Annotated in this window: 14 protein-coding genes; 4 read left to right on the plus strand and 10 right to left on the minus strand. The window is 69.9% G+C overall.

The annotated features are described in order from the left end of the window. Nucleotides 1-36 precede the first annotated feature (36 nt). Complete coding sequence (locus tag EOD42_RS24300) at nt 37-396, plus strand: ArsC family reductase (RefSeq protein ID WP_206020455.1); 360 nt, start codon at nt 37-39, stop codon at nt 394-396. On the opposite strand, the gene EOD42_RS24305 is transcribed toward EOD42_RS24300, so the two are convergent. Next, entirely contained in the window at nt 379-1,035 is a 657-nt protein-coding gene (locus tag EOD42_RS24305; protein ID WP_127790192.1) for an alpha/beta fold hydrolase, read from the minus strand. The genes EOD42_RS24300 and EOD42_RS24305 overlap by 18 nt on opposite strands. After that, nucleotides 1,035-1,709, minus strand: a complete 675-nt coding sequence (locus EOD42_RS24310; RefSeq protein ID WP_127790193.1) for an RraA family protein — start codon at nt 1,707-1,709, stop codon at nt 1,035-1,037. Before EOD42_RS24310 ends, EOD42_RS24305 begins: the two co-directional genes overlap by 1 nt. Nucleotides 1,710-1,799: 90 nt before the next feature. On the opposite strand from EOD42_RS24310, the gene EOD42_RS24315 reads away from it, so the two are divergent. Then, entirely contained in the window at nt 1,800-2,681 is an 882-nt protein-coding gene (locus tag EOD42_RS24315; RefSeq protein WP_127790194.1) for an SMP-30/gluconolactonase/LRE family protein, read from the plus strand. A 108-nt stretch (nt 2,682-2,789) separates the two neighbouring features. Here the strand turns inward: EOD42_RS24315 and EOD42_RS24320 are convergent, their stop codons facing one another. From EOD42_RS24320 to EOD42_RS24345, 6 genes are all read right to left on the minus strand, one after another. After that, the gene (locus EOD42_RS24320; protein WP_127790195.1) at nt 2,790-3,491 is read right to left on the minus strand and encodes an ABC transporter ATP-binding protein; all 702 of its coding nucleotides are present in this window, start codon (nt 3,489-3,491) and stop codon (nt 2,790-2,792) included. Beyond that, complete coding sequence (locus tag EOD42_RS24325; RefSeq protein WP_127790196.1) at nt 3,491-4,240, minus strand: ABC transporter ATP-binding protein; 750 nt, start codon at nt 4,238-4,240, stop codon at nt 3,491-3,493. The genes EOD42_RS24320 and EOD42_RS24325 overlap by 1 nt, the downstream gene beginning before the upstream one ends. Continuing rightward, nucleotides 4,237-6,063, minus strand: coding sequence for an ABC transporter permease (locus EOD42_RS24330; RefSeq protein ID WP_240655281.1), 1,827 nt, complete (start codon nt 6,061-6,063; stop codon nt 4,237-4,239). Before EOD42_RS24330 ends, EOD42_RS24325 begins: the two co-directional genes overlap by 4 nt. Further along, nucleotides 6,063-7,307 (minus strand): ABC transporter substrate-binding protein, encoded by a 1,245-nt coding sequence (locus EOD42_RS24335; RefSeq protein WP_127790197.1) that lies wholly within the window; start codon nt 7,305-7,307, stop codon nt 6,063-6,065. The genes EOD42_RS24330 and EOD42_RS24335 overlap by 1 nt, the downstream gene beginning before the upstream one ends. A gap of 34 nt (nt 7,308-7,341) precedes the next feature. Next, nucleotides 7,342-8,394 carry a phytanoyl-CoA dioxygenase family protein gene (locus tag EOD42_RS24340; protein ID WP_127790198.1) on the minus strand — a complete coding sequence of 351 codons (1,053 nt, stop codon included), beginning with the start codon at nt 8,392-8,394 and terminating at the stop codon, nt 7,342-7,344. 98 nt (nt 8,395-8,492) lie between these two features. Beyond that, a complete protein-coding gene (locus tag EOD42_RS24345; RefSeq protein WP_127790199.1) occupies nt 8,493-8,891 on the minus strand; it encodes a nuclear transport factor 2 family protein in 399 nt (132 codons plus the stop codon). Between the two features lie 66 nt (nt 8,892-8,957). Here EOD42_RS24345 and EOD42_RS24350 point away from each other — a divergent pair, with 66 nt between their 5' ends. Next, on the plus strand, nt 8,958-9,914 hold the full coding sequence (locus tag EOD42_RS24350; protein WP_164868108.1) for a Bug family tripartite tricarboxylate transporter substrate binding protein: 957 nt from the start codon (nt 8,958-8,960) through the stop codon (nt 9,912-9,914). Between the two features lie 12 nt (nt 9,915-9,926). Then, nucleotides 9,927-10,802 carry an isocitrate lyase/PEP mutase family protein gene (locus EOD42_RS24355; RefSeq protein WP_127790201.1) on the plus strand — a complete coding sequence of 292 codons (876 nt, stop codon included), beginning with the start codon at nt 9,927-9,929 and terminating at the stop codon, nt 10,800-10,802. A gap of 3 nt (nt 10,803-10,805) precedes the next feature. Here the strand turns inward: EOD42_RS24355 and EOD42_RS24360 are convergent, their stop codons facing one another. After that, complete coding sequence (locus EOD42_RS24360) at nt 10,806-12,134, minus strand: sensor histidine kinase (protein ID WP_127790202.1); 1,329 nt, start codon at nt 12,132-12,134, stop codon at nt 10,806-10,808. After that, nucleotides 12,131-12,874, minus strand: coding sequence for a response regulator (locus tag EOD42_RS24365; protein WP_127790203.1), 744 nt, complete (start codon nt 12,872-12,874; stop codon nt 12,131-12,133). Before EOD42_RS24365 ends, EOD42_RS24360 begins: the two co-directional genes overlap by 4 nt. Nucleotides 12,875-12,902: the final 28 nt, after the last annotated feature.

Here is a 12,902-nt window from a genome sequence, read left to right on the forward strand (position 1 = left end):
CCCCCGGGGCATGCGAAGCCCGGTCGAGCAAGGAGATTGCCCGTGAGCGTGACCATCCATGGCATCAAGAACTGCGACACGATGAAGAAGGCGCGGGACTGGCTGGACGCGCATGGCGTGGCCTACGCCTTCCATGACTACAAGGTCTCGGGCGTCACGCCGCAGAAGCTGGCCGAATGGTGCGCGGCGCTGGGGTGGGAGGCGGTGCTGAACCGCGCCGGCACCACGTTCCGCAAGCTGCCCGATGCCGATCGCGAGGGGCTGGACCAGGGGCGCGCCATCGCGCTGATGGTGGCCCAGCCCTCGATGATCAAGCGGCCGATGCTGGAGGCGGACGGCAGGCTGCTGGCCGGCTTCTCGGCCGATAAATACGCGGCGCTATTCCAGAAAGGCTGAGAGGATCCCGGCCAGGCGCTCCGGCGCCTCCATCGGGATCATGTGGCCCACGCCCTCGACGATGGTGAGCGTCGCGCCGGGGATGCCGTCGCGCAGTTCCTGCGCTTCCTCCAGGGAGCGCAGCCTGTCCTCGGCGCCGGCGACCACCAGGGTGGGGCAGGTGATGTAGTCCAGCCGGCCGACCTGGTCCTCGCGCTCCAGCAGGGATTGGCGGCGGAAGGCGTCGGCGCCCATGCGCTCGCCCGCTGCCTGGATGCGGGTGATCAGCACGTCATCGGGTTCACGCAGGGATCGCGCGACGGCCGAGCGGCTGAGGCCCCGGAAGGCCACATCCGCCGAGGCGCGGCGGCGGGCCTGCACCTGGCTGTCGCCGCGCGCGGAGGTGGCGACCAGCGCCAGCTTCGACACCCGTTCCGGCGCCTGGCGCAGGATCTCCCGCGCGACATAGCCGCCCATGGAAAACCCCACCACCGCGAAGCGGGGCGGGGCCATGTCCAGTGCGCGGCGCGCCATGCCGGCCAGCGTGTCGTCCTGGCCGAGGTCGGCGTGCAGGATCGGGCCGAACTGCCGCAGCCCGGGTTCCACATCGCGCCACAGATCGGCGTCGAGCATGAAGCCCGGCAGCAGCAGCAAGGGCATCAGATGCCCTCGACGCCCGCCTTGCGCAGGGTCTCGTCCACCCAGGGGGCGCTGTGGGTGCCGCCCAGGATCGCGGCCATCTGCTTGTCCTCGGCGGCCTTCTTGGCCTGGGAGGCCTTGAGCACCACGTCCAGATCCGCATAGGGCACGCAGAGGAAGCCGTCCTCGTCGCCGATGATCAGGTCGCCGGGCTCGATCACCATGCCGTCGATGGCGATGGCGCCGTTGATCACGCCCGGGCCGTCCTTGTAGGGGCCGCGATGCGTGACGCCCGCGGCATAGACCGGGAAGTCATGCGCGCCGATCCAGCCCGCGTCGCGGATGGCGCCGTTCAGCACGATGCCGCCCAGCTTGCGCATGATCATCTGGTTGGCCATCAGCTCACCGATCAGGGCGTTGGTCAGGTCCCCGCCGCCGTCCACCACCAGCACGTCGCCGGCGACCGCCAGCTGGATGGCCTTGTGGATCATCAGGTTGTCGCCGGGGCGCGTCTTGATGGTCAGCGCGGGGCCGGCCATCACGCCGCCCTTGTGCATCGGGCGGATGCGCGGGCCACCGGCCGTGATGCGGGACATGCAGTCGCTGATGTTGGCGACCGGCAGGGGGCGGAACGCCTCCACGATCTCGGGCGACACGGCGCGGGTGCGCTGATGGATGGCAAAACCGACGGGCATGGATGGCTCCCCCTAGGCGAGTATGGATGCAGGCGCGACACTGCACCCGAATGGCGCGCGCCCCAAGCCGCCCCCAGCACGGATTCGACCATGAGCTTCTTCGCGCCCCCCACCCGTATCGAGACCACCGCCTGGACGCGCCTGCCCGACGAGTTCCGCCGCCTGGTCCCGAGCGCCTGGGCCACCTGGAACCGCGGCGGCAACCCGGTGGACAGTTTCCTCGAAGGGCCGTGCTTCGACGAGGACGGCAACCTGCTGGTCACCGACATCCCGTTCGGGCGCATCTTCCGCATCTCGCCCGAGGGCGAGTGGGAGCTGGTGGTGCAGTATGACGGCTGGCCGAACGGGCTGAAGCGCTCACCCGAGGGCCACTACGTCATCACCGACTACCGCCACGGCCTGCTGCAGCTGGATGCCGATACCGGCTCCATCACGCCCCTGCTGGAATCCGCGCGCAGCGAGGGCTTCAAGGGCGTGAACGACCTGGCCTTCGGCTCGGACGGCAGCATCTTCTTCACCGACCAGGGCCAGACCGGCCTGCATGACCCCACGGGCCGCGTGTACCGCCTGCGCCCCGACGGGCGGCTGGACAAGCTGATCGACACGGTGCCGAGCCCGAACGGCATCGTGGTCGCGCCCGACCTGTCCTATGTGCTGGTCGCCGTCACGCGCGCCAACCAGGTGTGGCGCCTGCCGCTGCACAAGGACGGCTCCGTCACCAAGGCCGGCATCTTCTCGCACCTGCATGGCGGCACCTCCGGCCCCGACGGCATGGCGCTGGACGAGAAGGGGCGGCTGTATGTGGCCCATGCCGGGTTCGGCACGGTGTGGCGGCTCTCGGCGCGGGCCGAGCCCGAGCTGCGCATCGCGAGCTGCGCGGGGTGGAACACCACCAACCTGGCGCTGAAGGATGGCGAGGCCTTCATCACGGAAAGCGAGACCGGGACGATTCTGCGGGTGACGTTACCGTAGTGAAAATAATGTTCTTTTTTATAAAAAAGAACCAAAAAATTTTTATGAGTTAAAACTGACAAAAAGTCTTTTTGCTTCTTTTTCTACAGAAAAAGAAGATTGTTCGGCCTACACCGTCAGGTAGCGCGCCCTGACTTCATCATCCGCCAGCAGCGCCTGCATGGTCCCGTGCCAGACGATGGCGCCCTTCTCGATGATGCTGGCCGTATCGCCCACACGCCGCGCGAAGTGCCAGTTCTGCTCCGACAGCAGGATCGACATCCCCTCGTCCCGCAGGGCGCGCACGGCCTCGGCCATGCGGTCCACGATGACGGGGGCCAGGCCTTCGCTGGGCTCATCCAGCAGCACCAGGCAGGGGTTTCCCATCAGCGTGCGGCCGATGGTCAGCATCTGCTGCTCGCCGCCGCTCATCCGTCCGCCCGGCCGCTTCAGCATGGCGGCGAGCGAGGGAAACACCGCGCAGACCCGCTCCACCGTCCAGGGCGCCAGCCCTTCACGCGGGCGGCGGCGGCCGACCTCCAGGTTCTCGGCGACCGAGAGCTCGGCGAAGACGCGCCGTTCCTCGGGCACATAGCCCAGGCCCCGGCGTGCGACCTCGAAGGGTTCCAGGCCCGCGATGGGCTGGCCCAGGAACTCGACCCCGCCCGATGTGGGCGGCACCAGCCCCATCACGGCCTTCATGGTGGTGGATTTGCCGGCGCCGTTGCGGCCCAGCAGCACATGAATCTCACCGGGGCGCACATGCAGGGACACGCCCTGCAGGATATGGGCGCGGCCGTAATGGGCGTGCAGTTCCGTGACGCGCAGCATCAATGCGTCCCCTCATGGCCCAGATAGACCTCCCGCACACGCGGGTCGGCGCGCACGGCCTCGGGCGCGCCTTCGGCCAGCAGGCGGCCGCGTTCCAGCACCATGATGCGGTCGGCATGGGTGAAGACGACATCCATGTCGTGCTCGGTGAACAGCACGCCGATGCCGGATTCGCGCGCGATCCGCGCGGTCAGCGCCATCAGGGCCACGCGCTCGGCGGGCGCCATGCCGGCGGTGGGCTCGTCCATCAGCAGCAGGCGCGGGGCGTTGGCCAGCGCGATGGCCAGCTCCACCCGCTTCAGATCGCCATAGGCCAGCACGCCGCAGGGGCGCTGCGCTTGGTCTGCCATGCCCACGCGCTCCAGCAGGGCCAGCGCCTCGGCGGGGTCCTCGGCGGCGAGCGGCTTCCAGAAGCGCAGGATGCGGCGGCGATGGGACAGCAGGGCGAGCTGCACATTCTCGATCACCGGCAGGGAAGCGAAGGTGGCCGTGATCTGGAAGGTGCGGCCCACCCCCATGCGCCAGACCTGGCGCGGGGGCTTGCCCGTAATCTCCTGCCCCGCAAGCACCACGCGGCCCTGATCGGGGCGCAGCTGGCCGTTCAGCATGTTGAAGCAGGTGGATTTGCCGGCACCGTTCGGGCCGATCAGCGCCAGCAGCTCACCTGCGGCCAGGGAGAAGGACACACCCTGCACCGCATGCACGCCACCGAAGCTCTTGGCCAGGTTCTCGACGACGAGAAGGGTCATTGCTTCGCCCCCAGCCCCGCCAGGCCGCGCGGGAAGAACAGCACCAGCGCGATGATGATGGCCCCCAGCACCGCCCGCCACAGATCGGTCAGGCGCAGCAGCTGCTCATGCAGGCCGGTATAGGCAATGGCGCCGATGATCGGGCCCGTCACGGTCTGCACCCCGCCCAGCAGCACCATCAGCAACCCGTCCGTGCTGCGGGAGATGTTCATGTAGGTCGGGAACACGCTGCCCTTGGTGAAGGCGAACAGCCCACCCGCCAGCCCCGCGAAGGCAGCAGCGATCGCGAAGGCGAACCAGCGGGTGCGCATGGTGTCGATGCCGATGGCCTCGGCCCGCAGCACGCTGTCGCGCTGGGCGCGCAGGGCGGCGCCGAAGGGCGCGAAGATCATCCGGCGCAGCAGGAAGGCCCCGCCCAGGCACAGCACCAGCGCGCCCCAGGCCTGCACAGGCTTGGGCACCGCCCAGGCCGGCGGCCAGACGCCCAATATGCCGTTGTCGCCGCCCGTGAACGCCACCCACTGGAAGGCGGTGGACCAGGCGATCTGCGCGAAGGCCATGGTCAGCATCGCGGCATAGACACCCGACAGCCGCACGCAGAACCAGCCGAAGGCCAGCCCCGCGATGCCCGCCGCGAAGGGGGCGGCCAGCAGCGACAGTTCCATGGGTGCCGCCAGGTGCTTCACCAGCAGCGCGGCGCCATAGGCACCGATGCCGAAATAGGCCGCGTGGCCGAAGCTCGCCATGCCGCCCGGCCCCATGATGAAGTGCAGCGTGGCGGCGAACAGGATGGCCACGCAGATCTCGGTCATCACGACCAGCGCGTAGTCGGCCAGAACGAGTGGGGCCAGCATGGCCAGCCCCAGCGCCACCGCCGCCACCAGCCGCCCGCGCGGCGAGAGCGGCGCGATGGGCGGCTCCACGATATGCAGGCTGGCCGCGTGCCCGGCCGGCGCGCGGCCGAGCAGCCCATAGGGCCGCACCACCAGCACCGCGGCCATCACCAGGAACACCAGCACCAGCGTGATCTGCGGAAACACCAGGATGCCGAAGGCCTGCATCTGCCCCAGCAGCAGCGCCGCCAGCGCGGCCCCCGGCAGCGAGCCCAGGCCACCCACCACCACGACGACGAAGGCCTCGGCGATGATGGCCAGGTCCATCTGCAGGTTCACGCTTTCCCGCGGTACCTGCAGCGCCCCGGCCAGCCCCGCCAGGGCGGAGCCCAGGAAGAACACGCCCGTGAACAGCAGCCGCTGGTTCACGCCCAACGCGCCCACCATCTCGCGGTCCGCCGTCGCGGCCCGCACCAGGATGCCGAAGCGCGTGCGCTGGAACAGCAGCCACAGCAGCAGAAACACCGCTATGCCGATGCCGATCAGCACCAGGTCATACAGCGGGAAGCGGCTGTCGAAGATATACACCGCGCCCCGCAGCCCCGGTGCGCGCGGCCCCAGCAGGTCCTGCGGGCCCCATATCCAGAGTGCCGCATCCTGCACGACCAGCACCACGCCGAAGGTGGCCAGAAGCTGGAACAGCTCGGGCGCCTTGTAGATGCGGCGCAGCAGCAGCAGCTCCACCACCACGCCCACCAGCCCCACGATGACGGCCGCCAGCACCACCCCGCCCCAGAACGGGACATGCCCGCGCGGCAGGTTGGTCGCCAGCGTCCAGCCCAGGTAGGCGCCCAGCATGTAGAAGCTGCCATGGGCGAAGTTGACGATGCGGGTGACCCCGAAGATCACCGTCAGCCCCGCCGCGACGAGGAACAGCGACGCTGCACTGGCCAGGCCCGACAGGGCCTGGACCGCCAGGTTACCCAGCATCAACCAGCGGGGCGCATGGCGCGGGCGGCGTCCTCGCTCGGCAGATAGGCGCGGCCGTCGGCGAAGCGCCAGTCTGCCATGGTGCCCTTGCCGCCGCGCACCACCGTGCGGCCCACATAGGCGCCCATGGTGGATTGATGGTCGGCGGCGCGGAACTCGCTCTCACCCTGGCCGAACACGCCGTTGAACTTCAGGCCGCGCATGGCCTCGACCATGGCCTCGGTCTCCAGGCTCGGCACCTTGCGCAGCATCGCAGCGATCGCGAGCACGGTGTCATAGGCCACGACCGAGCCAAGCTTGGGCAGCTCGCGGTACTTCGCGCGATAGGCGTCGCGGAAGGCGTTGTGCGTCGGGTTGTTGATCTGCTCGACCGGATAGCCGGTGACGATCCAGCCTTCCGGCGCCTCGTCGCCCAGCGGCTCCAGGTATTCGGGCTCACCGGTCAGCATCGAGACCACGGCCCGGCGCTCGAACAGGCCGCGCGTGTTGCCCTGGCGGACGAAATTGGTCAGGTCCGCGCCGAAGGTAACGTTGAAGATCGCCTCCGGGTTCGCGGCGGCCAGCGCCTGCACCGTGGCACCGGCATCGATGCGCCCAAGGGCCGGGAACTGCTCCGCGACAAACTGCACATCGGGCTTGGCGCGGGTCAGCATCTCCTTGAACCAGCGCACGGCGGACTGGCCGTATTCATAGTTGGGCGCGACCACGGCCCAGCGCTTGGCCGGCAGCTTCGCCGCTTCCTCGACCAGCATGGCGGCCTGCATGTAGGTGCTGCAGCGCAGGCGGAAGGTGTAGCGGTTGCCGCGCGACCAGACGAGCGCGTCGGTCAGCGCCTCGCTGGCCACGAACAGCTTCTTGTTCTGGTTCGCGAAGTCACCCAGCGCCAGGCCGATATTGGACAGGAAGGCGCCGCTGATCAGCGCCACGCGCTCATTGTTGATGAGTTCACCCGCATGGCGCACCGCGTCCTCGGGCTTGCCCGCGTCGTCGCGGAAGATGGTGGCGAGCGGCCGGCCGTTGATGCCGCCCTGTGCGTTGATCGTGTCCACCGCCAGCGTCCAGGCATTGCGGTAGGGCACGAGGAAGGCCGGCTGCGCCGTGTAGCTGTTGATCTCGCCGATGCGGATCGGGTCATTCTGCGCCTGGGCGATGGCCGGCACGGCGAGGCCGGCGGCAAGGGCGGTACGGCGGGTAACGATCATGGAGAAGCGGCCTTCCTGATTGCTGGCGCCATGCAACTGCATCACTCGCGGCGCCGCAACCGTGAATCATGTCGATTCAGGCAGGGTCTGCCGCTTCCATGGGCGGATCGACCGGGCTGCGCTCACCAACCCAGCGCCAGCCGCCCGTCTTGCCGCGCGCGCGCTTCAGCGCGTCCTGCGCCGACCAGAACAGCCGCACCGCGCGCTTGTCCAGGCCGGTCGCGCCCAGCACGTCGCCACCCGCCCAGGGACGGAACGGGTTGCCCCGCGCATAGGACCAGATGGCGATGCGCCGCGTGCGCGCGTCCGTCACGCCCCGCCGGTGGAAGCCGCTGGTGTCCGCGATCACCAGCGTGTTCGCGGGCGCGGAGAACTTGACCGGCGTCCGGTAGCCCAGCGCCGCGATCTCCTCCGGCTCGATGCGCAGCGAACCCTCGCGCGTGCTGCGGTCCTCGGCATGCGCCGCGCGGATCGACAGCGCCTGCTCCCATTCCAGGTGCCGCTGCGTGGGCATGTGGGAGCCGGGAACATAGGTGAAGCCCGCCTCCTCCTCCGCCACATCCTCGACGAACAGCCAGGACTTCACGGTCGGGTGGAAGGTGTCCATGTGATAGTCGGACTGCACGTCGGGCTCGGCCGCGCGGAAGTTGCTGTAGATGGTCTGCACGAACCTGTAGGGCTGCAGCCTGAAGCTGCCGATATAGTCGTGCAGGGCGCGGTATTGCGGATGCTCCAGCGCCGCCGTGGTCGCGGGCAGGCGCGGCAGGGTCTGCGCGTCCAGCGGGATCAGGCGCGTCAGGGAATAGCCGTCGATGAATTCGCGTGCCTCGATGCGGGCGGCGAACAGTTCCTCCCGCATCGCCTGGAAGGCGGCGGCGGGCAGGAAGTCGCGCTTGATCAGATAGCCGTCGCGCAGGAAGGCCTCGCGGTCATCGGGCGACAGATAATCGGCCATGGCGCGCCGGCGCAGCTCCGCCAGGCGCAGCGCGATGCGGCGGCGGGCCATGTGCAGGCCCCAGCGGTTGAGCCGGGCGCTGCCGATCAGCGGGTTGTTCTCGAATGACTTCGCGCCGGTCGCCAGGGCGGCGGCATGCAGGGGCAGCAGGGGCCATTGGCGCAGCGGAAGCATGCGGGGATGTAACGCCGGGGGTGCCGGGGCGGCAAGGGAATAACGGGTCCCTTGCCTTCGAACATCAGTCAGGAACGTGTCCGGTCACCCAGGCGCCTTCAGCGCGTCTCCACCCGGAACACCTTGCTCGCCACCTTCCAGCCTTCGCTGGTCTTCAGCAGGATCAGCGCATCGGTGAAGAAGCGCGGCGGGATGGCGCAGTTCAGCTTCACGATCGCCATCTCGGGCCCCGCCAGGTCCATGGCCAGGATGCGGTCATGCCGCTCCAGCCCCAGATCCTTGGGCTTGGGCCGCGACGCCACGCCGGCCAGCCAGGCCTCGCGGGTCAGCACCTTCACCTCGCCGCCATCGACATGGCGCAGGTCCGACACGGGGTGGAAGGCAGAGGCCAGCTTCCCGACATCGCCTTCATACAGGCCGTCGAGATAGGTGCGGACCACCGCCTCGATCTCATTGAGGGCCGCGGTGTCGGCGCCGGTCACAGGGGCTTCGGGCATGGATTTCTCCTTCTTCACGGAAGCGGGGCGTGCGGGGTAGTGTGCCGCCAAAGGGAGACAAACGCCATGCTCATCACCCGCCGGGCCATGCTCGCGGCACCATCGGTCCTGGCAATGCCAGCGCTTGCGCAGTCCTGGCCGGCCAAGCCCATCCGGATCATCGTGCCCTATGCGGCGGGTGGCGGCACCGACATCCTGGCCCGCGCGCTGTCAGAGGCGCTGCGTCCCGGCCTGTCGCAGCCGGTCGTGATCGAGAATCGCGCGGGTGCCGCCGGCGTGGTCGGCACCGAGCAGGTGGTGCGCGCCGAGCCCGACGGCCACACGCTGACGGCCGTGGTCAGCACCCATGTGATGAACAAGTACACGCTGCAGAACATGCCCTTCGACGCGCTGCGCGACGTGACGCCCGTGGCGATGCTCGCGCGCAACACCATGCTGCTGGTCACGGGCGTGGACCAGCCCTTCCAGGACCTGGCGGGGCTGAAGGCCCATGCCTCGCGCAGCGGTTCCAGGCTGTCCACGGGCTCGACCGAGGCGCTGTCCCAGTTCATCGGCCAGGAATTCGCCCGCCGCCTGCAGGTCGAGATTCCGGATGTGTCCTACCGTTCGGGCGGGCAGCTGATGACCGACATCGTGGCGGGCCACCTGCCGCTCGGCACCACCAGCACCGCCAGCGTCACGCCGCATATGGCCACCGGCAAGGTGCGGGTGCTGGCGTGCTCCACACCGTCGCGCACGCCCTTCTTCCCCGAGGTGCGCACCGCGCAGGAACAGGGGCTGGACGGCTTCGACCTGGCGGGCTGGGTGGCACTTCTGGGCCCCAAGGGCCTGCCCGCCGAGCTCGCCACGCGCATCCATGCGGCGGTGGCGGGCGCCTTCGCGCAGGAAGCCTTCCGCGCGCGCCTCGCCAGCCTGGGCATCGAGCCCTATCTGCTCGACCCCGACGCCACCCGCGCCGCCATGCAGCGCGAGGACCAGATCTGGGCCGCCGCCAGCGCGGCCGGACACATCACCCGCCAGTAAGGAGCATCAAGCATGGCGAAACCCTCCCTCAAGGCCGCCTTCGACGCGAAGAAGTTCGTGGTCGCGCCGGGTATCTATGACGGCATTTCCGCCAAGGTGGCTGATGGCATGGGCTTCGACTGCCTGTACGTCACGGGCTTCGGCACCGTCGCCTCGCATCTGGGCGAACCCGATGCCGGCATCGCGACCTATACCGACATGGTCAGCCGCGTCAGCCGCTTCGCCCAGATGTCCAGGACGCCCGTGATCGCGGATGCCGACACCGGCTACGGCGGGCTGCTGAACGTGCGCTACACCGTGAAGGGCTATGAGGCCGGCGGCGTGTCGGGCATCCAGCTCGAAGACCAGGAAGTGCCGAAGAAGTGCGGCCACACCCCGGGCCGCCGCGTTATCCCCGCCGAGGAGATGGTGCTGAAGATCAAGGTCGCGGTCGAAGCCCGCACCGACCCCAACTTCCTGATCGTGGCCCGCACCGACGCGCGCACCAGCCTGGGCCTGGAGGAAGCGATCCGCCGCGGCCGCATGTACGGCGACGCGGGTGCCGACATCGTCTTCATCGAAAGCCCCGAGAGCGAGGCCGAGATGGTGGAGATCGGGCGTTCCATCACCACCAAGCCGCTGCTGGCCAACAATGTCGAGGGCGGGCGCACGCCCATCCTCTCCAAGCAGCGCCTGGCCGAGATCGGCTACGGCATCGCCATCTACCCGGCGGTGGGCTTCCTGGCGGCGGCCGCGGCCTATGAGCGCGCGTTCAGCCACCTGAAGCAGATGGGCGACAGCAACGGCCTGCCCGCGCAGGAAAGCTACGGCTTCACCCGCATCTGCGAGCTGATGGGCTTCCCCGAGGTGTGGGAGTTCGACAAGCGCTGGGCCGTGCTGGACAAGTAGGCCTCAGCGGAACACCGGCAGGCGGACCTCCATCCTCGCGCCCCCGTCCGGGGCGTCGAGGATGGCCAGCCGCCCGCCATGCGCCTCCAGCAGCCCGCGCGCGATCGCGAGGCCGAGCCCCGCGCCCCCGGTGCGCCGGTTGCGGGAGGCATCGAGCCGCGTGAAGGGCTCCAGCATCGCCAGGCGCTGGTCGGGCGGAATGCCGGGCCCCTCGTCGTCCACGGTCAGCACCGCTTCCTCGCCCTCGGTCCGCAGGCCCAGATGGGCGGCATGGCCATAGGCGAGCGCATTGCCCACGAGGTTCGCCACCACGCGGCGCAGGGCCAGCGGGTCCCCCAGCACCACCAGCCATTCGGGCACGTCCAGCGCGAGGGTGGCGCGCGCGCCCTGGGCCAGCCGGTCATCCACCTCGGCCCGCAGCAGGGCGGGCAGCTCCACCATTTCTTGGGCCAGTTCGCCCGCGCCGGCGCGGCTGGACAGCAGGGCATCGTCCAGCAGCCGGATCATGTCGGCGATATCGGTCTCGGCGCGTTCGCGCTCGGCGGCATCGGGCAGGGCGTCGATGCGCAGGCGCAGGCGGGTGGCGAAGCTGCGCACGTCATGCGCGATGCCGCCCAGCAGCGCCATGCGCGCCTGCAACAGCCCCGACAGCCTTTCCTGCATGCGGGCGAAGGCGCCGACCACGGCGCGGATCTCGGGCGCGCTGCGGCGGACTTCGGGCAGGGGCACGGGCGGGCCTGCCAGGTCCATCCTGTCGGCGGCGGCCGCCAGCCGTGCCAGGGGCCGGGTTTCCCGCTGCATGATCAGCAGCGCGACCAGGGCCACCAGCGTGCCGAACAGCCCGGCACCGAAGCCCACCGGCACCCCCAGCGCGGTGACGGGCACCGGGGCGCGGGTATCGACCACCAGCACCTGCCCGCCCGCCAGCCCGACGCGCAGCTGCATGGCGTTGCGCGGCAGGTTGGACAGGCGGGGAAACCAGCGGTCGGGCAGGGGCGGCTGCGCGAGGGAGAGCGCGCGGCCCGGCATGGCGGCGGCATAGCCGGCCAGCAGGGCCGCGTCGTAGCGCGGGGGGACGGCCTCTCCGGCGGGCACGAGATGGACCTGGAACTCCTCCGTGCCCACCGCCAGCAGCAGCGCGGCGCGGCCCTCGGCCGGCAGCCCCTCCAGCAGCCCGGCCAGGGCCGCGATGCGCTCGGGCGCGGGGCGCAGCGCCATGCGCTGGGCGAAGTCCTGGCGGAAATAGGCGCCGATCATCAGGATCCAGACCACGCTCAGCGCCATGGCCACGATCAGCGCCAGGCGCATCAGCAGGGTCAGCTGCCGGGTCATGCGCCCAGCCGCCTGACATGGGCGGTGAACAGATAGCCGCCATTGCGCACCGTGGTGATCAGGCCCGATCCAGGGCTCGCGCCTTCCAGCTTGCGCCGCAGGCGGCTGATCAGCATGTCCACCGTGCGGTCGAAGGGCCCCGCCGCGCGGCCATGGGTGAAATCCAGGATCTGGTCGCGCGTCAGCACCCGGCGCGGGTGGCGCGCCAGGCAGGCCAGCAGGTCGAACTCGGCCGTGGTCAGCGCCACGGCCTCGCCGGCTTCCGTCTCGAAGGCGCGGGCGTCGAGGTCGATCACGAAGCGGTCGAAGCCATAGCGGCGGGCCGGGCTGGTGCCGCCCTCCGTCACCCGCCCCTGCGTCACCCGCCCCTGGGCGCGGCGCAGCAGGGCGCGGATGCGCGCCAGCAGCTCCCGCGGGCCGAAGGGCTTGGTCAGGTAGTCATCCGCGCCCAGCTCCAACCCGATCACCCGGTCCACCTCCTCGCTCTTGGCCGAGAGGATGAGGATGGGCACGTCATGGCTCTGCCGCAGGCGGCGGCAGATGGACAGCCCGTCCTCGCCGGGCAGCATCAGGTCCAGGATGATCAGGTCGGGCCGTATGCGCGTGAGTGCCGCATCCATCGCGGCTCCGCTTTCGGCCAGCTCCGTGGCGAAGCCTTCCCGCCGCAGGAAGGCGGCCGCGAGGCGGCTTATCTCCGGATCGTCCTCGACCATCAGCAGGGTGGGCGCGCTGTGCTCCATGGCGGCAAAATCACGATGGCGGCACCCG

Source organism: Rhodovarius crocodyli (assembly GCF_004005855.1).
GTDB classification, from domain to species: domain Bacteria; phylum Pseudomonadota; class Alphaproteobacteria; order Acetobacterales; family Acetobacteraceae; genus Rhodovarius; species Rhodovarius crocodyli.